General features: G+C 49.6%; 22 protein-coding genes. All 22 read right to left on the bottom strand.

Annotated elements, in window-relative coordinates:
- Positions 1 to 108: 108 nt before the first annotated feature.
- Complete coding sequence (locus CRO03_RS14135) at positions 109 to 555, bottom strand: DUF2802 domain-containing protein (RefSeq protein ID WP_097112269.1); 447 nt, start codon at positions 553 to 555, stop codon at positions 109 to 111.
- A 14-nt stretch (positions 556 to 569) separates the two neighbouring features.
- On the bottom strand, positions 570 to 1,064 hold the full coding sequence (locus CRO03_RS14130) for a chemotaxis protein CheW (protein ID WP_019676457.1): 495 nt from the start codon (positions 1,062 to 1,064) through the stop codon (positions 570 to 572).
- Between the two features lie 30 nt (positions 1,065 to 1,094).
- Positions 1,095 to 1,889 carry a chemotaxis protein CheW gene (locus tag CRO03_RS14125; RefSeq protein ID WP_097112268.1) on the bottom strand — a complete coding sequence of 265 codons (795 nt, stop codon included), beginning with the start codon at positions 1,887 to 1,889 and terminating at the stop codon, positions 1,095 to 1,097.
- Entirely contained in the window at positions 1,889 to 2,668 is a 780-nt protein-coding gene (locus tag CRO03_RS14120; RefSeq protein WP_097112267.1) for a ParA family protein, read from the bottom strand. The genes CRO03_RS14125 and CRO03_RS14120 overlap by 1 nt, the downstream gene beginning before the upstream one ends.
- Positions 2,669 to 2,670: 2 nt before the next feature.
- Complete coding sequence (locus CRO03_RS14115; RefSeq protein ID WP_097112266.1) at positions 2,671 to 3,636, bottom strand: flagellar motor protein MotB; 966 nt, start codon at positions 3,634 to 3,636, stop codon at positions 2,671 to 2,673.
- A gap of 5 nt (positions 3,637 to 3,641) precedes the next feature.
- A complete protein-coding gene (locus CRO03_RS14110; protein ID WP_097112265.1) occupies positions 3,642 to 4,385 on the bottom strand; it encodes a flagellar motor protein in 744 nt (247 codons plus the stop codon).
- The gene (locus tag CRO03_RS14105; protein WP_097112264.1) at positions 4,378 to 5,556 is read right to left on the bottom strand and encodes a protein-glutamate methylesterase/protein-glutamine glutaminase; all 1,179 of its coding nucleotides are present in this window, start codon (positions 5,554 to 5,556) and stop codon (positions 4,378 to 4,380) included. Before CRO03_RS14105 ends, CRO03_RS14110 begins: the two co-directional genes overlap by 8 nt.
- 11 nt (positions 5,557 to 5,567) lie before the next feature.
- Positions 5,568 to 7,814: a chemotaxis protein CheA gene (locus tag CRO03_RS14100; RefSeq protein ID WP_097112263.1), complete on the bottom strand. Its 2,247-nt coding sequence runs from the start codon at positions 7,812 to 7,814 to the stop codon at positions 5,568 to 5,570.
- A 15-nt stretch (positions 7,815 to 7,829) separates the two neighbouring features.
- Positions 7,830 to 8,588 (bottom strand): protein phosphatase CheZ, encoded by a 759-nt coding sequence (locus tag CRO03_RS14095; protein WP_097112262.1) that lies wholly within the window; start codon positions 8,586 to 8,588, stop codon positions 7,830 to 7,832.
- A 25-nt stretch (positions 8,589 to 8,613) separates the two neighbouring features.
- The gene (gene cheY / locus CRO03_RS14090; protein WP_425427020.1) at positions 8,614 to 8,985 is read right to left on the bottom strand and encodes a chemotaxis response regulator CheY; all 372 of its coding nucleotides are present in this window, start codon (positions 8,983 to 8,985) and stop codon (positions 8,614 to 8,616) included.
- Between the two features lie 59 nt (positions 8,986 to 9,044).
- Entirely contained in the window at positions 9,045 to 9,764 is a 720-nt protein-coding gene (locus CRO03_RS14085) for an RNA polymerase sigma factor FliA (protein ID WP_097112260.1), read from the bottom strand.
- Positions 9,761 to 10,639: a MinD/ParA family protein gene (locus CRO03_RS14080; protein WP_097112259.1), complete on the bottom strand. Its 879-nt coding sequence runs from the start codon at positions 10,637 to 10,639 to the stop codon at positions 9,761 to 9,763. The genes CRO03_RS14085 and CRO03_RS14080 overlap by 4 nt, the downstream gene beginning before the upstream one ends.
- The gene (gene flhF / locus CRO03_RS14075; protein ID WP_097112258.1) at positions 10,632 to 12,077 is read right to left on the bottom strand and encodes a flagellar biosynthesis GTPase FlhF; all 1,446 of its coding nucleotides are present in this window, start codon (positions 12,075 to 12,077) and stop codon (positions 10,632 to 10,634) included. The genes CRO03_RS14080 and flhF overlap by 8 nt, the downstream gene beginning before the upstream one ends.
- A gap of 9 nt (positions 12,078 to 12,086) precedes the next feature.
- Positions 12,087 to 14,192 carry a flagellar biosynthesis protein FlhA gene (gene flhA / locus CRO03_RS14070; RefSeq protein ID WP_097112257.1) on the bottom strand — a complete coding sequence of 702 codons (2,106 nt, stop codon included), beginning with the start codon at positions 14,190 to 14,192 and terminating at the stop codon, positions 12,087 to 12,089.
- Between the two features lie 141 nt (positions 14,193 to 14,333).
- Complete coding sequence (flhB, locus tag CRO03_RS14065) at positions 14,334 to 15,464, bottom strand: flagellar biosynthesis protein FlhB (protein WP_097112256.1); 1,131 nt, start codon at positions 15,462 to 15,464, stop codon at positions 14,334 to 14,336.
- Positions 15,465 to 15,476: 12 nt separating this feature from the next.
- A complete protein-coding gene (gene fliR, locus CRO03_RS14060) occupies positions 15,477 to 16,250 on the bottom strand; it encodes a flagellar biosynthetic protein FliR (RefSeq protein ID WP_097112255.1) in 774 nt (257 codons plus the stop codon).
- On the bottom strand, positions 16,250 to 16,519 hold the full coding sequence (gene fliQ, locus CRO03_RS14055) for a flagellar biosynthesis protein FliQ (RefSeq protein WP_097112254.1): 270 nt from the start codon (positions 16,517 to 16,519) through the stop codon (positions 16,250 to 16,252). The genes fliR and fliQ overlap by 1 nt, the downstream gene beginning before the upstream one ends.
- On the bottom strand, positions 16,516 to 17,259 hold the full coding sequence (fliP, locus tag CRO03_RS14050) for a flagellar type III secretion system pore protein FliP (RefSeq protein WP_097112253.1): 744 nt from the start codon (positions 17,257 to 17,259) through the stop codon (positions 16,516 to 16,518). Before fliP ends, fliQ begins: the two co-directional genes overlap by 4 nt.
- A gap of 6 nt (positions 17,260 to 17,265) precedes the next feature.
- A complete protein-coding gene (fliO, locus tag CRO03_RS14045; protein ID WP_097112252.1) occupies positions 17,266 to 17,862 on the bottom strand; it encodes a flagellar biosynthetic protein FliO in 597 nt (198 codons plus the stop codon).
- The gene (gene fliN / locus CRO03_RS14040) at positions 17,862 to 18,254 is read right to left on the bottom strand and encodes a flagellar motor switch protein FliN (RefSeq protein WP_097112251.1); all 393 of its coding nucleotides are present in this window, start codon (positions 18,252 to 18,254) and stop codon (positions 17,862 to 17,864) included. The genes fliO and fliN overlap by 1 nt, the downstream gene beginning before the upstream one ends.
- A 4-nt stretch (positions 18,255 to 18,258) precedes the next feature.
- Entirely contained in the window at positions 18,259 to 19,347 is a 1,089-nt protein-coding gene (gene fliM / locus CRO03_RS14035; protein WP_097112250.1) for a flagellar motor switch protein FliM, read from the bottom strand.
- Positions 19,348 to 19,359: 12 nt separating this feature from the next.
- Complete coding sequence (gene fliL / locus CRO03_RS14030; RefSeq protein ID WP_097112249.1) at positions 19,360 to 19,887, bottom strand: flagellar basal body-associated protein FliL; 528 nt, start codon at positions 19,885 to 19,887, stop codon at positions 19,360 to 19,362.
- Positions 19,888 to 19,988 lie beyond the last annotated feature (101 nt).

Here is a 19,988-nt window from a genome sequence, read left to right as displayed (position 1 = left end):
GATGTTTGGCGATTGATCTGATCACCGAACGCCATGAATGTTCCTTCTGAATTCATCTTTTTGTTTTAGCTAACAATTTTGTGGGGATACCTCAGACTCTGACCCTTTTTAAGTTTTGGCTTGATGCAGGTTAAACAGCAGTTCGGCTTCGGCCCGGGGTAGTTCACACTCGCGCATAATTTCGTCTAAATCGGCGCCCAACTGGACCATTTTCATCGCCCGGGTATAAATTTTACTTTCAGGATCGGTCAGCGACAACGCCTGTTGTTGCTCGGCTAACTCGGCGCAGGCACCTTGCAATTGTTGCAGTTCGTTTTCCAGGGTCAGTACCCGCTGGTCGAGGGTCAGTACCCGTTGACCTACCCCGATAATACCCGCCCGTAATTCTTCAGTTTCGCTTTGAGCACTGCTAAGTTGCTGATTATTCTGTTCCAGCTGTCGTTGCAGAATGGCAAGCTGTTCACCACCACTGCTACGCTGTTTCAATAACAACCAGAATAACAGCACCAGTAAAATTGCAATAACAATTGCCTGGCCCAGCAGCCATGGGTTCATCGGGAGTTCTCCGCTCACAGACTATTAATTTCTTCCCACTCTTCATCGTTGAGCAGTTTGTTTAAGTCAACCAATATCAATAATTCACCTTCGCGATTTGATACGCCCTGGATAAAACGGGCACTTTCGTCAGTACCGACATTTGGAGCGGTATCCACTTCAGACTGCTTCAGGTACACCACTTCAGCGACGCTGTCGACCAGGATGCCAATGACCTGACGTTCGGCTTCAATAATCACTATCCGGCTGTTGTCGGTAACATCGCCCGGTGCCAGGCCAAAACGAGCGCGGGTATCAATAACGGTTACCACGTTGCCCCGCAGGTTGATGATCCCCATCACATAACCGGGTGCGCCAGGTACCGGAGCAATTTCGGTATAGCGCAATACTTCCTGTACCTGCATTACATTGATACCGTACGTTTCTTCCTGTAAACGGAAAGTCACCCACTGTAACACCAGATCGGCATTTTCTTTTTTGCCGGCTGCTTTTGCCTGATTATTGCTCATATACCGCTCCTGTAAATTTTTACTGCCTGCTCAGGCATTAATGTCCTGACCGCGATTAAGTAAGTTAATCATAGCGTCAACATCAACTAAAGCACACATATGCTTTTTAATTAATCCTGCCATCCAGGGTCTTTTGCCGTCAGTTTCCCGCCATTTTACCTCGTCCTGCTCCAGACTAAAGGTATTAATCAGCGTTTCGCAGGTTAGCCCCCAGTTACTGGTACCGAGCATAATAACATACTGATAGTTTAGCTTTTGCTGTAGCTGATGATCATATTTTTCCGGCATTACCCAACGGGCACTGTCTACCACACTGATTTTCTGCTGCCGATACAACATAACGCCTTTAAACCAGGCAGGCTTGCCAAATAAGCTGTTAATTTCACCCAGTTGATGGATACCGCCAAGCTCAGTAAGTGGTACCGCCAGTTTTAAACCGGCCACATTGAAAAATAATGCCTGAAAACGTCCCTGCCGATAAGCCCGGGTTTCAGCTTTTTTAACCGCAACCGCTGGCTGGGTTAACTCAGTAGCGCCCAGGCGCTGGGCGATAGGGATATCACGGCTCTGCACGGCAATATCTGCTGGTGCCGCTGAGTGAATTTCAGTTTTCAGCTGCGGTTTAACAGGCGCCGGGGCGCTTATTAAAGGCTGCGGCATATCCGGTGCCGCTACCTTAACTACCGGGCTTGCCTGAGCCAACAGCCGGTTCAGGTCACGGGTTTTGGCATCTTCTACCAGACTGGTTTCTGTCGCACCATCGTCAGTTAATAAAGCTGATAAGTAGTGCTGCATCACTTTCTGGCTGGCAATTAAACTGCTCATTATGCCTCCGGTGCCAACTGCAATAAGTAGGTCAGCAGCGTATTGTAAGCAAACACTCCACGCGATGCCGGCGCATAAACATTGGGTGGCGTTTGCGCCACACTGGCGTCACGGAACTTGGTATCGACCGGCACCACTGCCGACCATACTTTGTCCTGATACTTAGCCTTCAGCTCTTTATACGCCTCCAGCGAGGCCCGGGTTCTTTTGTCGTACATAGTGGGAATTATAGTAAAAGCGTAATCTTTTTGCTGCGAGTTGCGCATCAGTGCCATCGTGGCTATCATCCGCTCCAAGCCTTTCAGTGCGAGGAACTCGGTCTGCACCGGAATTAATATCCGGTTGCAGGCGGCAATAGCATTGACCATCAGTACGCCCATAACGGGTGGGCAGTCGAGTAACACATAGTCATATTCTGTTTTAACTTTTTGCAGGGCTTTTTTTAAAATCAGTCCCATACCGCCCTTATTGCCTAACGAGCGGTCCAAGGTAGCTAACGCCATGGAGGAGGGCAGAATATCCAGATTACTGACCCCGCTTGGACATAACGACTGCAGAATTTCTTCCCGGGTAATATCTTTGCCGCGAATAAAAATATCATAGACGCTGTTTTCCAGCTCTTCAGCATCGATACCGAAGTAATAGGTCAGCGATGCATGCGGGTCGGTGTCAACCAGTAACACCCGTTTACCCCGCTCAGCGAGCAAGCCACCTAACGTAACGGTCGTGGTTGTTTTACCAACACCACCTTTCTGATTTGCTATTGTCCAAATTACCACGTTCAGGGTTCCTGTTGTTCGGGCAGTGCATCCGGATTGTCCTGACGGGTGGTGATCCTTACCCCACCACCTGGCAACGCGATTACTCTGATACTGCCATCTTCCTGAGTAACCTGCTGTAACTGTTGTTGTAAATCTTCACTTTGTTGCTGCTGTTCCAGTTCATCCGGCATATAGCCATAACGCGACAACGCAATGACGACTTTACGATTTTCTGCCCGGCCCTGCGCCGTTTCGTTGCTTGCTTGCGCATAATACTGGCCATAACCCTCTATCGCCATGCGATAGGATGGCGTACCCAGATCTTCCAGTACCCGCAATACTGATGTCGCCCTGGCCACTGACAATTCCCAGTTTGAAGAAAATAATTCGTTATTAATCGGCTGATCATCGGTGTAGCCGCGGATCCGGATAAAGTTATTTATCGGGTTAATTATCCGGGTAATTTCGTTTAGTAAGGTCCTGGCAGAATTGGTGGCTGTTGCACTGCCGCTGGCAAATAGCAAGCCGCTGCTCAGTTCAATAATAAGCCAGTTTTCTTCTTGCTGAATATCAACTACGCCCAGCTCTATTAAATTAGCCAGCGCCTGCTTCAGCTCTTGCTCCAGTGATACCAGCGGACTGCCCAGATGCTGTTGTTGTACTTCTGATAACTTACTGGCATCTGCTACCAGCTCTGGCCCTTCAGCCGGCTCGAGTGAGGTGCCGTATTTGCTGAAATCACTTTGCGGTGCGGCCTGCGGCAGCACGCCACTGCCTGTAACACCACTGCCTGTTTTGGCGGGACGTTCAAACACATTAGTCAGGGTATCCGCCAACGCGCTGAATTCTTCATCTTTAACTACCGACATGGCATACAGCACCACAAACAGCGCAAACATCAGTGTCATATAATCAGCATAAGACACTAACCAGCGGTCGAGTTGTTCGGGTTCATCATGCTGATGTTGCTGCTTGTGCCGGTACATAGTAATTAACTCAGCCGATATGCGGCGAGCTTACGCTCGATGTTACGCGGATTTTCGCCCTGGGCTATCGACACCAGGCCCTCGACAATCAGTTCATGATACAAGGTATGCTGATACACCAGACTTTTTAGTTTATTTCCTACCGGAATAAATATCAGGTTGGCAAAACCCACACCATATATGGTTGCCACAAAAGCAGTGGCGACGCCCATACCCAGTAATTTAGGTTCAGAAATATTAGCCATCGCCTGAATTAAGCCCAGTACCGCACCAACAATACCAATCGTCGGGCTATAGCCACCCATGGCTTCAAAAATTCGGGCACCGCGCAACAAGCGTTCACGCTCCAGGGTCAATTCAGCGTCAAGAGTGTCTTGTAATACTTTAGCCTCAACACCGTCTACCAGTAAGTTTAAACCCCGGTGTAAAAACGGGTCGCTTTCCTCCAGCGCCGCAGACTCCAGTGACAAAAAGCCATTGGTTCTGGCTGAACTGCCCCAGTTGACAATGCGCTCTACCGCATTTTGCATTGGTAAACTTTGTGGCCTTAATACCCAGGGTAGCATGCTCAGGCCCAAGCGGAACTGAGGAAGCGGAGTTTGTAACATCACGGCCCCAACCGTGCCGCCCACTACGATAATAAAAGCCGGTAAATGCAGTAAGGTGCTGAGGGCGCCACCCTCCAGCATAAAGCCCCCGGCCACTGCTAATACCGCCAGTAAAAAACCACTGATTGCCAGTTTATCCATGTTTCACTTCCGTTATCAGCCGGCCGGCCACCTCATTCAGACTGACTTCGAGGTCCATTAATCCCGCCGCCGCAATTGCCTGAGGCATGCCATATACTACGCAACTTGCCTCGTCCTGAGCCCAAACCCGCGAGCCCGCTTGTTTGAGCATTCTGGCACCTTCCCGGCCATCTGCTCCCATACCGGTTAACACTACCGCCAGTACTTTATCCTGAAATACCCTGGCGGCGGTGGCAAAGGTCACATCGACACTGGGTTTAAAGGTAATACGCGCTGAATCGTCTTCTTTAATCCTGAGTCTGGCCTGATTGTCGTTGCCTTCTACCAGCATTTGCTTACCGCCTGGCGCCAGATAGGCCACGCCAGGGCGCAACATATCGTTATCTGCAGCTTCTTTAATTTCTATCTTTGCCAGGGTATTCAGACGCTGGGCAAACGCGCCGGTAAAGGCCGCTGGCATATGCTGAATTAGGATTATCGGTAGCGGAAAGTCAGCAGGTAAGTTAGTCAGGATCCGTTGCAAGGCAACAGGGCCACCGGTAGACGTACCGATAGCGACGAGTTTATAGCTCTGGCCACTGGCTTTAAAGTTAGTCGTGCGGGCGGCGTTGCCCCCCAGCCGCTCTGTAAGCTGAGGCCGGCCAAGCCCACCCCGGGTTAAACCAGAGCTGAGGCCCTGCGCCGCAGATCGGCTTGTATCGTTTGAACTGCTACCTGATATACTGGTTGCTGAACTGCTTAGAGAAGTGCTAAAGGTGCTGCGTCCCAGCGGTCTTTTGCGCGCAACTGCCTTTACCCTTTCCCTTAACACATTACCGGCTTCTTCTTTATCACGGGCAATATCTTCGAATTTCTTCGGCAGAAAATCAACTGCACCGGCATCCAGCGCATCAAAGGTCGCTTTGGCACCTTCGTGGGTCAGCGACGAAAACATCAGAATTGGAATGCGTTGGCTTTGCAGAATTTCGCGCACCGCACTGATGCCGTCCAGCACCGGCATTTCGATATCCATGGTGATGACATCAGGCTTTAATGCCAGCGCTTTAGTGACTGCTTCGCGACCGTCGCTGGCGGTATCTATCACCTCCAGCTGCGGATCAGAATTCAGAATTTCCGTCAATCGACGGCGAAAAAAACTGGAATCATCTACAATCAGTACCCTGATCGTCATGCGGCACTCTCTTAAGCGTTCAGCTTATTAAACCGATCAAATTTAATCTTGGATTTCTTGGCATAATTTTTAAGTAAGTTTGGTACATCCAAAATTAAAGCAATACCCCCGTCAGAGGTGATAGTCGCGCCCGCCATACCCGGCGTGCCCTGTAGCAACGCATCCAATGGTTTAATGACGACCTCTTCCTGGCCAATTAAGGAATCAACCACAAAACCCACCTGCTGGGTACCAATTTGGACGATGACTACGTGGCCTTGCTCCCGGCGTAATTGTTTATTCGAGCCTTTTACTAACCAGTGCTCGAGGTAAAACAGCGGAATAGCTTTATTGCGTACGACGATAGTTAGCTGGCCATCGACAATGTTGGTTTTTGCCAGATCAAGATGGAAAATTTCATTAACGCCGGCCAGTGGTAAAGCAAAGGTTTGTTTACCCACCATCACCATCAGCGTTGGCAGAATAGCCAGAGTGAGAGGCACTTTAATTTCCAGTAAGGTGCCTTCACCCAGCTTGGAGTTAATTTGCACAGTACCGTTTAGCTGGTTAATTTTGGTTTTAACCACATCCATACCCACGCCACGGCCGGAAATATCAGAAATCTGTTCCTTGGTGGAGAAACCCGGGGCAAAAATAAGATTAAAGGCGTCGTTATCCGACATCCGCGCGGCAGCGTCAACATCAAGAATGCCACGCTTAATGGCAATACCTTTTAATTTTTCAGGGTCCATGCCGGCACCATCATCCTGAATGGTCAGCAAAATATGATCGCCAGCCTGGGTTGCTGCCAGTTTGACCAGACCTACCTTCGGTTTCCCCGCCTTTAAGCGGACATCAGGCATTTCAATGCCGTGGTCGACCGAGTTGCGCACCAAATGCACTAACGGATCGGCCAGCGCTTCTACCAGATTCTTATCTAAATCGGTATCTTCACCTTCCAACACCAGGTTAATGTCTTTTTGTAGCGAACGGGCTAAGTCACGAACAACCCGGGGAAAACGGCCAAATACTTTTTTGATAGGCTGCATCCGGGTTTTCATCACAGCACCCTGAATATCAGCGGTCACCACGTCAAGATTAGAAATGGCTTTGGTCATTTCTTCATCCTGAGTGCTGGTCGACAAACTGACCAGGCGGTTACGCACCAATACCAGTTCACCTACCATGTTCATAATCTGGTCAAGCCGCTTGGTATCAACCCGCACTGTCGTCTCAGCTGCTGGTGCTGCATTGGCTGCCGCCGCTTTATCTGCGGCCGGCGCTGCTGCCGATGTTGCTGAAGGTGTTGCAGACGCTGGCTGTTTAGCAGCAGCTGCCTGAGCTGGCGCGGCAGCGGCGGGCGTTGCCGGCTTGGCGGCAGCAGTAGGAACGGGTTTGCGTTCTGCCGGAGCTGGAACTTCTACCGGAGCGTTACCTTTGCCATGCAATTGGTCCAGCAGTGCTTCAAACTCGTCGTCGCTTATTTCATCATCACCCGCCGAGCTCGCTGCGGGCTTGGCCGGTGTCTTATTGGCATCAGCTGCAGGCGCCGTACCAGCGGTTTTATTGGTGTCTGGTACAAAAGAGCCTTTGCCATGCAATTGGTCCAGAATAGCTTCAAATTCGTCGTCAGTAATATCACTGCTGTCATCGCTAGCGTTATTGCTGGCTGGCGCTTTTGCTGGTGAGGATTCGGTGCGGCCTGGCGCACCTTTACCATGCAACTCATCGAGCATTCTTTCAAACTCAGCTTCGCTGATATCGTCTATATCACCGCCATCAGCACTGTCAGTAGCTGACAGACTCTGAGCAACAGGAGCAGGTTCAGGTTCAGCAGGCAATTCCGGTTCAGCAGATACGGCAATCGGCGGCGGCGCCTCGCCTTCACTTTCAGGTTCACTGTAGTGATGCAATGCATCCAGGATTGCAGGGTTAGCCGCAGTCAACGGCTGACGTGCCTGTACTTCGACAAACATGGCGTTTATCGCATCCAGTGTTTGTAAAATAACATCCATCAATTCCGGGGTAACCCGACGTTTGCCAGTGCGCAAAATATCAAATACGTTTTCAGCACCGTGGCAGGCATCAACCAGTTCAGTCAATGATAAAAACCCAGCGCCACCTTTTACGGTATGAAAGCCACGGAAAATGGCATTCAGTAAATTGGCATCATCAGGATTGTTTTCCAGTTCAACCAATTGTTCCTGCAATAATTCCAGGATCTCGCCGGCTTCGACCAGAAAGTCTTGTAAAATGTCTTCATCCATATCAAAGCTCATGCGCAGACACCTCTGTTAGAAACCCAAACTGGACAGTAAATCATCAACGTCGTCCTGACCAGACACCACATCATCACGTTCCGCTGCATCAATAATAGGACCTTCTGCTTCATGCGCTGCCTTGGCTTTCGCCTTAGCTGGCTTAGCTTTGACTTCTGGTAATTCAGGGTTAGTTTGTCCAAACGCAGTAAGCAGGCCAATCAGGCTGTCTTCAACCTCACGCACCAGCTCAATCACCCGGCGCAAAATCTGGCCGGTTAAATCCTGATAGTCCTGCGCCATTAACACGTCAGTCAGCAATGCGTTCAATGTAGCGGAGTCGACACTGGCCTGCTGCATAAAGCCATCTACCCCATGGCACAACTGTTTAAATTCAGCCAGCTGAATTTGCCGTTGCATTAAACGCTGCCATTGTGGCTGTAGCTGATTTAGTTGCTGGGTAATTTGATCTGCTATCGGTAAGCAGGCTTCTACTGCGTCCATGGTTTTATTGGCCGCTTGCTCCGTCATATCAATAACATGATTGAGCCGTTTTTTTGCATCTGGAATATCTTCCTCCAGCAAATTGTTCAGCGCCGGGTCGATATGAAAGTTCTTCAGCGAATCATGTAATTGCCGGGTGAGTTTACCTACCTCAGCAAATAATTCAGAAGAACCGGGTACCGTGATTGATTGCACCAGCTTGTTTGCCAGCTGTTGCTCGCCAATCTCCAGTAACTGCACCAGTTCTTTTGCTTGCTCCAGCGTAATATCAGCAGCCGTCGTGTCAGACATAGTGTCACTCCTTGTCAGTTACGGCTTAACCTAAACGCTCAAAGACTTTTGCCAGCTTTTCTTGCAGGGTGGCGGCAGTAAAAGGTTTAACAATATAGCCATTAACGCCAGCCTGAGCGGCGGCAATAATTTGCTCTTTTTTCGCTTCTGCGGTCACCATCAGCACCGGAATATGCTTTAACTTGGCATCGGCCCGGATAGCACGCAACAAATCGATACCTTGCATTCCCGGCATGTTCCAGTCGGTAACAACAAAATCAAACTCGCTGTTTTGCAACATCGGCAGCGCTGTACTGCCATCATCAGCTTCTGACACGTTAGTGAAGCCTAAGTCACGCAGCAAGTTCTTAATAATGCGCCTCATGGTTGAAAAGTCATCAACCACAAGAATTTTCATATTTTTATCCAAAGTCCCCTCCGACGAGATAATACGCCTGGTATCTCAACTGCTTTAATTTATACCCAAGCCTGCATTCTGGCTTTTAACCGCACGAGTGCCTGGCTATGGATCTGACTTATCCGGGACTCGCTGACATCCAGCACTGCCCCAATTTCTTTTAAATTTAATTCTTCGTTGTAATACAGTGAGAGTACCAGAGCTTCGCGCTCCGGCAAACTGCTAATAGTCGATACCAATGCTTTATTAAACGCTTCATTCGCTTGCTGTTCATATAACTGATCACCGTCCCTATCGTCAGAGGTCACCAGAACATCTTCAGATACGCCGAGATCTTCAATACCGATAATTCTGCCTGTGCTGACATCGGTTAACATATGATGGTACTCATCGAGGGATATATCAAGTTTTTCAGCAACTTCAAAGTCTTTAATATCGCGGCCAAACTCTGCTTCAAGTTCGGCTATGGTATCAGCAATTAAGCGGGCGTTGCGATGCACCGAGCGAGGGGTCCAGTCACCACGGCGCATTTCATCCAGCATAGCACCGCGAATGCGGATGCCGGCAAAGGTTTCAAAACTGGCACCTTTGCTGCCATCAAAATTTTTCGCAGCTTCAATCAGGCCGATCATGCCGGACTGAATTAAATCGTCTACCAGCACGCTGGCAGGTAAACGGGCCATCAAATGATAAGCGATGCGTTTTACTAACGGAGCATGACGTTCAACCAGCTGCTGCATCTGGTCAACCCCACCATATGCGGCCAGCTTACTATTCACACTACCCCCTGATCAGCATGCGGCTGCAACAGTTGCTCAAGAAAAAACTCCAGATGGCCAGAAGCATTGGCAGGCACCGGCCATTTTATCGCTTTTAAGGCTAAACCTTTAACTGCCATGCTGGCCGGGCTTTTTGGAAAGACATCGATAAAGGCTTTTTGTTTACGGGCCGCTTTGCGAACATTTTCATCGTAAGGCACCGTTGCCACCAGTTCGAGGCTGACATCCAGAAAACGGTCAGTTACCCGGCTTAACTTGGCAAACAGCTCCTGGCCTTCTTTCATATTGCGCACCATGTTGGCGACAATCTTAAATTTTTCAACACCATGATCCCGACTCAATATTTTCATCAGGGCGTAGGCATCGGTAATAGAACTGGGCTCATCACATACCACAACCACCACATCCTGCGAGGCCCGGGAGAAGCTTAATACCATATCGGAAATGCCTGCAGCAGTGTCCACTAACAGCACGTCGACCGGGGTTTTTAATTCACTGAATGCCCGGATAAGGCCAGCATGCTCGACCGCTGACAACTCGGTCATATTCTGCGAGCCAGACGTCGCAGGTACAATTTTGATCCCGAAAGGGCCATCAATAATGACATCGTCCAGCTCACACTCGCCGGACAACACATGAGAAAGATTTTTTTCCACCCGTAAACCCAGCATCACATCGCAATTTGCCAGGCCAAGGTCGGCGTCCAGCACCAGCACTTTTTTGCCCAGTTGAGCCATTGCCATTGCCAGGTTCAGACTGACGTTAGTTTTACCTACGCCACCCTTACCACCGGTTATTGAAATTACTTTTACCATCTGCTTATTCATTCTTCTCAGGCCATTGGCTTGATCGTCAATTAATTCGTGACTATGCATAGGCTGTTTCCGTTCGGGACACATCATCCTGATACCACTGATGTCCGGCACTGCTGTGAGTCAGCCGCAATATTTCAGCTCGTTGCACTAAATCGGCGGCGTCGGCTACCACGATATCTTCCGGCACCCGCTGACCATTAGTCAGATAACTAACCGGCAATGCGTTTTGAATGGCCACGTTGATTACTTCACCCAAACTTAAGCATTCATCAAGTTTAGTAAAAATACAACCCGCCAGAGAAATCCGTTTGAACTGCGCAACCGTCTCCTGCATTACTCTGGCCTGCGCTGTCGCAGACAATACCAGATAACTTTTTATTTTGACACGTGAATTATGCACTAAACTGGCAAGTTTTTCCGCCAGGCGCACGTCTCGCTGACTCATACCGGCAGTATCAATAAGAATAAGTTTACGCTGCGCCAGCTGATTTAACAGCAGGGCTAACTCATCACTGTCTTTCGCCTGCTTGACCGGGCAGCCAATTATCCGGCCATAAGTGGCCAGCTGTTCAAAAGCACCAATCCGGTAGGAATCGGTAGTGATCAATGCCACCTGATCGGCACCATGACGTTTGGCGAAACCTGCCGCCAGCTTAGCCACGGTAGTGGTTTTACCTACGCCGGTTGGGCCGACTAAGGCCACTATACCACCGTGGCGCAGGATGTCGTCATTGGTGGTGCTCAGCTGCCCGCCCAAGAGTTCCATAGCGGTTTCCCAGGCTTCGCAGGCGCTGATGTCTTCCGGCATAAAGCACGCTAGTTGATCGGCAACCTGCTCTGACAAACCCAGCTGCTGTAAATGTTCAATTACCAATGCCCGCACCGGCTCGCGCCGTGCTAAGTCCTGCCACATTAAGCCTGAAACCTGATGCTGCAATAACTGGCGCATTGACAACATTTCGTTACGCATAGCCTCAAACTGGGTCGCCATCGACTGGCTCTGTTGCTGCTGCTGTTTGCTCAGCTCCTGCCATTGGCTGGCCGCCGCAGCCGGATTAGTGCCAGAACTTTGACGCTCAAATGCCGCCGCCGGGTTTACTGTCTGTTGCGAAGCCGCAGGTGAGCGCTTATTACTTTGTGCAGCAGGCTCGCGGCCCTGCTGTTTAATCATTTGCCGGGCCAGCAACTCACGCAATGAGTCGGCTGGCGCTTCTGTCTGCTCAGTAGCGGTATTTCTGGCTGCAGCCACTGGTTCGCCATCATCAATCCGGGCGCTGAAGCGGGGCTCGCTGCGTGGTGCCTGCCGCGCGGCAGTAGCCGGGACAGCCGGTGCTGCAGCAAGTTTAGCGCTCTGGCTCTCCGGATCAATCGCAGCCACAATCTCGACGCCTTCCGCCACTTTTTTGTTTGATAATATTATCGCATCTGGCCCCAGGAACTCTTTGACTTCCGTCAAGGCGGTACGCATATCCTTAGCGACAAAGCGTTTAATTTTCATGAGTTACTCCTAGTTTTGCTGACCAATAACGCTGACAATTCGAATTTGTTTATCATCGGGAATTTCCTGATATGACAATACCCGCAGACCTGGAATAGTGTACTTCACGAATCGTGCCATGACTGAGCGTAAAATTCCTGACGTTAGCATCACCGCACTGTCGCCACTTAATTCCTGGTTCTGATGCGCTTCCTGCAACGATTGCTGGATCCTGTCTGCCAGTCCGGGCTCAATGCCGGCACCATCATTGCCCGCAGCCTGCATTGACTGATGCAACATTTGCTCAAGCTCAGGTGCAAAAGTAATCACCGGAATTTCTGGCTTGCTACCCACTACTTCCTGCACAATTAACCGGCGCAGCGAAATCCTGCAGGCCGCAGTAAGCACATCGACATCCTGACTTTTACTACCATATTCCACCAGCGTCTGGACGATAGTGCGCATATCACGAATGGGCACCCCTTCCTGCAGCAGGTTTTGCAGCACTTTAACCACCGTGGTCAGTTGCAGTACATCCGGCACCAAACCTTCTACCAGTTTCGGTGAATGCTTGGCCAGCATATCCAGCAGGTTCTGCACTTCTTCATGACCCAGTAAGTTGGCGGCATTATTGGTTAATATCTGGCTCAGATGGGTAGCCACTACGGTGGCAGCATCAACTACGGTGTAACCCAATGTTTGTGCGTGTTCACGCTGGTCTTTGCTTATCCAGACTGCTTCCAGGCCAAAAGCCGGATCTTTGGTAGCCACACCTTTAACCTGACCGAATACCTGGCCAGGGTTAATCGCTAACTCGTTATCGTGGCGCAGTTCACCCTCTCCGCTGGTAACACCCATCAGGGCAACCCGGTAGCTGTTTGGCTCTAAATCAAGGTTATCCCGGATATGCACCGGTGGCACCAGAAAGCCCAGTTCCTGTGACAGTTTCTTACGCACGCCCTTGATCCGGTTTAACAGCTCACCGCCCTGGGCTTTGTCTACCAGAGGGATCAGGCGATATCCTACTTCCAGACCAATGGTATCAACGCCCTGGACGTCATCCCAGCCAATCTCTTTAACCGGTTGTACCTGGTTATCAGTGGCAGGAGCTGCATTTTTCGTCACCAGCTCTGCTTGCACCCGAACTGCTTTTTTCCGGATAAACCAAGCGGTACCGCCAATTAATGCAGCCAGGCTTAAAAACGCAAAGTGTGGCATGCCTGGCACAATACCCATTAAGGTCAGTACGCCAGCCGCGATAAACAACACATGAGTGTTGTCACTGAGCTGAGCTGTCATTTGCTCGCCCAAATCACCTGATTTATTCTGCCGGGTAACGATAATAGCGGTGCCAATCGACAGTAACAGTGACGGTATTTGGGCAACCAGGCCATCACCGATGGTTAGCAGGGTATAAATTTCCATGGCATCGCCGAAGCTTAAATCATGCTGCAGCATACCGATAAATAAGCCACCGATTAGGTTGATGACCAGAATGACAATACCGGCAATCGCATCGCCTTTTACAAATTTACTGGCACCATCCATTGAACCGTAAAAATCAGCTTCGTTGGTCACTTCCTCACGGCGGGTCCGGGCTTCATCCTGGGTAATCAGCCCTGAGTTTAAATCAGCATCTATTGCCATTTGCTTACCGGGCATCGCATCCAGAGTAAAGCGGGCCGACACTTCAGCAATACGTCCCGCACCTTTGGTTACAACCACAAAGTTAATGATGATCAGAATTAAAAACACCACAATACCGACCGCATAGTTACCGCCGATAACCACCGAGCCAAAGGCTTCAATCACTTTGCCGGCAGCATCACCGCCGTTATGGCCCTCCAGCAAAACTACCCGGGTACTGGCCACGTTCAGGGCCAGCCGCATAATAGTTGCAACCAGCAAGACGCTGGGGAAAATACCGAAATCAAGCGGACGCAAGGTATAAATGGTGACCAGCAGCACGACCAGCGACAAGGCAATGTTAAAAGAAAACAGGGTATCCAGCAGAATAGGCGGTAACGGCAACACTACCATCGCCAGCGCTGCCAGAATAAGCATTGGCGTGCCAAGCCCTTTCATAAAAGACAATTTTGATTTATCAAAGTTGTTGAAATACTGAACAAACTGCATGGCGTACCTAACAAATTATTGGCGCATAACGCGAGGCTAAGTCAGTAACAGCAAAAAGCGTTCCACAACTGAAAAATGGGTCAGAGTGAATAAATTATTCACTCTGACCCATTTTACAGCTTTTAGCTGTGAGGTTAGCGCTTAGTGGCGATAATCGGCGGGTATTGGCAACTCTCTGGCCAACGTTTTTGGCCGGCTGCCTTTGCCTTTTTTATACATTTTCAGCTGATAAACGTAAGCCAGAACCTGAGCTACCGCAGCGAACAGCTGTTCAGGAATAGGATGATCCAGCTCCGTGGTGTAGAAAATTGACCTGGCCAGCGCGGGCGACTCAATCACCGGTACTTTATGCTCATTACCAATTTTCCGGATATGCATTGCGACTTCGTCTACGCCTTTGGCCACCACAACCGGCGCCCGGAACTTACCCTGGTCATATTTGAGCGCTACCGCAAAATGGGTCGGGTTGGTGACAATAACATCGGCTGTTGGTACTTCCTGCATCATCCGTTTCATTGACATTTGCATTTGGGTGCGGCGAATGCGGGCTTTAATTTCCGGGCTACCTTCCGAGTTTTTATGCTCGTCTTTAATTTCCTGCAGGCTCATTTTTAGCTGCTTAATGTGGTTCCATTTCTGGTAGGGCGCATCAACCAGAGCAATAATGGAGATGCTGCTACACAGCCCGAGAAACAACCAGGCCAGCACATACAGGGCTGACTCGATATTATTCGGTTCGCTCATCAGTGACAGCGCCATAATATCCATAAAAAACAGCTTTAGCAGCAGATAAGCCACGGTAACCACCACCGCCACTTTCAGGATGCTTTTGCCAAGCTCTACTAAGGCTTGTAAGCCAAACATCCGCTTAAAACCTTTTAACGGGTCCATTTTGCTCAGTTTAGGCCCCGCCGCCTGCCAGCTGAAATTAAAGCCACCCAGCAAACAGTTACCAACAAAAGCGGCCACCAGAATAAACCCAAAAATAGCGGCTAATGGCGGTATTAATTCTTTGCCTACTTCAGTCCACGCAGTAAACATTGAGTTGGTGTCGAACATGTCTTTTTGGTCAAGGTGCATCATGCGTTGACCGACATTTAACACCCCTACCGCCAGCATTTTGCCAAACATCAGCATGGATGCCGCACTGGCGATCAGCACAAAAGCCGTGCCAAGGTCTTTTGAGCGGGCTATCTGGCCCTTTTCTGCTGCGTCTTGCAGCTTCTTGGGCGTGGGCTGTTCGGTTTTTTCTGCGCCGGAATCTTCTGCCATAGTCAGCCTCCGTCAACAGCCAATAAGCCGGCAGCTGTAGTCTATTGCGTGCTGCCATTGCTTGTCGTAGTGGAATAAAAAGGTGTCAAGGGTAAGCCATAAAATCAGCAAGCCTGACAACATGGTAATCGGGAAACCTATCGAGAAAATATTTAACTGCGGGGCGGCCCGGGTCATGATACCAAACGATAAATTCACCACCAGCATGGCCACGATAGGCGCCAGGGCAATCGCCAACGCTGTAGCAAACATCCAGCCGCCAAATTCAACAATGGTCCAGTAGCTGCTCATCTCCCACCAGGTACCGTTAATAGGCAAGGTGTCAAAGCTGAACACCAGCATCTGGATCATAATTAAGTGACCGTTAAAAACAAAAAACAGCAAGGTGGCTAAAATCAGATAAAACTGGCCAATGGCCGGCACACTGACGCCACTGGACGGGTCCGCCATTGATGCAAACGCTAAGCCGGTCTGGGTGGCCAGCAACTGCCCTGCCAGCACAAAGGTGGTAATAAACATCTGCGAAATAAAGCCCAGGGCAAAGCCAATCATAATCTGAAAGAACACTTCGACAAACATTGCCGCCGATAATAAGTTGGGCGGTGTTACCGGTGGTAGCATCGGCATTGCCGCCAGGGTAATCATCACCACCAGGCCGGTTTTTATCCGCATTGGAATATTACGCGCTCCCAGCCCGGCCATAATCATCAGCATGCCGGTAACCCGGCACAGCGGCAACAGAAAATCTGCGATGCCCTGCATTAAGATGTCGAGCGGGAATTCCATCAGCTCACCACGGAAGGGATACTGAGAATTAAGTTCTCGGTATAATCCATTATCACCCGCACAAACCAATGGCCACCAAAGATTAAAGCCAGTATGGTAACAATTAACCTGGGCAAAAAGCTCAGCGTTTGTTCGTTAATGGAAGTGGCAGCCTGAAATACCGCCACAATCAGGCCAACAAATAACGATGGCAAAATAATGGCGCTAACCAGCAAAATTACAATGAACAGTGCATCACGCAGCACATCGACAAAGACCTCTGGGCTCATGTGCCGACTCCATAACTGGTAGCAAGGGTACCCATAACCAGGATCCAGCCATCGACCAGCACAAACATCATCAGTTTAAATGGCAACGAGATGATCATCGGTGATAGCATCATCATACCCATTGCCATCAGCACGCTTGCCACCACCAAATCGATTATCAGAAACGGAATAAACAACATAAAACCAATTTGAAATGCCGTTTTTAATTCACTGGTAATAAAAGCCGGAATTACTACTGTTAACGGGTAGTCCTGCGGCTGCTCTAACACTTCAATGCCAGCAATTTGCGCAAAGGTATCCAAGTCTCTGACCCGGGTTTGATGCAACATAAAGGCTTTTACCGGCACAATTGCCGCATCCAGCGCCTGCACCGGGGTAATCGACTCATCCAGATAAGGCTGAATAGCCTGCTCATTAACCGTTTTAAATACCGGCGCCATAATGAAAAAAGTCAGAAACAATGTGATACCGATTAGTACCTGATTTGAGGGTGTTTGCTGCAAGCCAATAGCCTGACGCAGAATTGCCAATACCACGATTATCCGGGTAAAGCTGGTCATCATAATGACCATCGCCGGAATAAAGCTCAGCATGGTCATTAACGCCAGCACCTGCAGCGTTAAGCTGTATTGCTGGGAACCATCATCATTAGTGGTAACGGTTACAGCCGACAACATACTGTTGTCAGCCAGCACCGTTGGGCTGAGTAACAGCAACAACACACACAGCAATCGCAACATAAAAACTTACTTTTTCAGGAATGATTGCAACTGTGTATGAAAGTCTGATGCCAACTTTGTCTCAGGAAGGGAATTTTCTAACTCAAACAGCATATTTATGCTTTGTGGCGTAACCCCAAGCACCCGCTGTTTTCCTTGAATTTCAATAACTAACAAGCGCTCGCGCTGCCCCAGTGGCACCGAACAAATAACTTTAACATGCTGGCTGCCTGGCAGACGTAATGTCAATTTTTTGAATAACCAGCCCAGTGCGAGGACCAGCAGCACTACCGCCGCCAGAGAAATGGCGATTTTAGTCAGGCTAATACCACTGTTCGGGCTGCGCTCTGTGGGTGGTTCCTGCCGCTGAAACGGCGAACTTTGTCGTGGTTCGGTTGCAGGGTCTGCTGGCTCGGCAATAGCGTCTGGCTCTGTAAGGAGTTCAGGGGCAGCTGTCGCTTCAGCTGTAGCTTTATCTTCAGCTGTAGCTTTATCTTCAGGCTTAGCGTTATCTGCAGCAGTCTGTTGCTGCTCAGCCGCCGCAGGCTGCGCGATTGCAACAGCGCCGTTTGCCAGCAACAATGTCAGCAATAGCGCAATAACGGTTTTATTTAATACCTGCATTAGCGTAGCTTTTTAATCCGTTCAATCTGACTGATCACATCGGTCAGCCGAATACCAAATTTATCGTTCACCACTACTACTTCACCATGCGCAATCAGGGTGCCATTGACGAGTACATCCAGTGGCTCACCCGCTACCCGCTCCAGCTCAACTACTGAGCCCTGGTTTAACTGCAACAGGTTGCGAATACTGATTTTTGCACGGCCCACTTCCATCGAAATAGTAACCGGAATATCCAGAATAGTGTCTAATTTTCGCTGCTCATCAACGGTAATGTTAGACTTTTCGTCCTTTAACTCTTCCAGATCCACGGCTTTTGCACCATCGTCTTCGCCCTCGGCTTCTGCCATGGCTGCAGCCCATTCATCCATTGTGTCTTTATCGTCTGCCATAATGTTATCCTCTGTCCCGCTCTGTTAAGTTCAGATCGGCTTCTAATTCTGAAATATCTGCATCGCTGTCCAGGCGCCTGCCACCTTTGGTAAATACGTGAAGCTCAGATTTAACCGATTCCGGCCGCCTGATTTTTTCAATAATTTTCAGTGCCACATTCTCACGTGAGCGGCCCAGTTTCGCCCGGTAAGTCGGTAAGTCTTCAATTAATACCGTTATATGCTCTGGGATCTCTACCGGAATAATGTCGCCGGCTTTCAGCTCCATCACTTCCCTCAGGGTTAAGTCTACATCGAGCATCTTAGTGGATAAGTCGACTTTCACATCCATAATTTCGTCACGCAGCGCCTTACTCCAGCGTAAATCGGTGTCTTCTTTGTCGCTTTGCACGCCAGCGTCCAGTAATTCGCGGATCGGTTCCAGCATTGAGTACGGCAGCGCAACGTGAAAGTCGCCGCCGCCGCCATCCAGTTCGATATGAAAGGAGCTGATTACGACCACTTCAGTCGGGCTGACGATATTGGCCATCGCCGGATTCACTTCCGAGTCAAGATACTCGAACGACACGTCCATTACCGGTGCCCAGGCTTCTTTGTAATCTTCAAAAATCAGTTTCAGCAGCATCTGAATAATCCGCCGCTCGGTCGGGGTAAACTCCCGGCCTTCAATTTTGGCATGGTAGCGGCCGTCACCACCAAAAAAGTTATCTACCAGAATAAAAACTAACCGTGCTTCCATGGTAATTAAACCGGTGCCTTTCAATGGCCGGAACCGCACCATGTTCAGACTGGTCGGTACAAAAAGGGTGTGAACATACTCACCAAATTTAATCATCTGCACGCCGTTAATAGAGACCTCTGCCGTGCGACGCATCATGTTAAACAAGCTGATCCGCATATGGCGGGCAAAACGCTCGTTAACCATCTCCAGAGTAGGCATACGGCCACGGACAATACGATCCTGCGACGAGAAATCGTATTCCATGGTAGACCGGCCGCGGCCATCACCACCGTCGTCTATTTCTTCTTCTTCGACGTCGTCGACACCGTGTAACAGCGCATCAATTTCATCTTGCGACAATAAATCGGTCACGTTAGCTCACTCTTATTGCATAACAAAACTGGTGAAAAGTACCTCTTCCACCACCACTGACCCGGCAACTTCCAGCAACGCTTGCTGTAAATCACTCAGGGCTTTGTTTTTTAACGCATCTTTACCTGTGGTTGTTACCAGCTCGTCCGCATTAGCGCTGCTAAACGCGGCCAGCAGGCTGGCTTCTATCAACGGAATATGGCGCAGCGCTAAGGTTTCATTATTACTTCCCCGCACCAGCAACTGTACTTTTATTTGCACCAGACGATCGCGTGCGGAACCGGGAATATTAAAAACAAAAGGCCTTGGCATAGCAACATACAGCGCATTGCCCTCAGCAGGACGGGGCCCGCTCTCGCCAGCAGCCTGACTATCAGCTACTTCAACGTTGCTTGCCGGGTCGGAACTTTCACTTCCCAGAAAATAAAAATAAGCACCTGCAGCCAATACCAGTACCACTAAAACGGCAGTTGCCAGCAATATTATCTTTTTCTTACCGCCTTTGCCCTCTCCCAGCTTTAAATCACCATCGGCTGCCATTTGAACTCCGCTATTTTTATTAATTCAGGCTATTATGCTCACCGGCCGACCCTAATGTAAATTGCTAATCTGTCACCGATACGGCCCAGATCTGCACTTTT

Origin of the sequence: Arsukibacterium tuosuense (genome assembly GCF_900215315.1) — a bacterium.
Taxonomy (GTDB): Bacteria; Pseudomonadota; Gammaproteobacteria; order Enterobacterales; family Alteromonadaceae; genus Alishewanella; species Alishewanella tuosuense.
The sequence above is the reverse complement of the archived record's forward strand: the minus strand, read 5'-3'. Positions and strand labels throughout refer to the sequence as shown.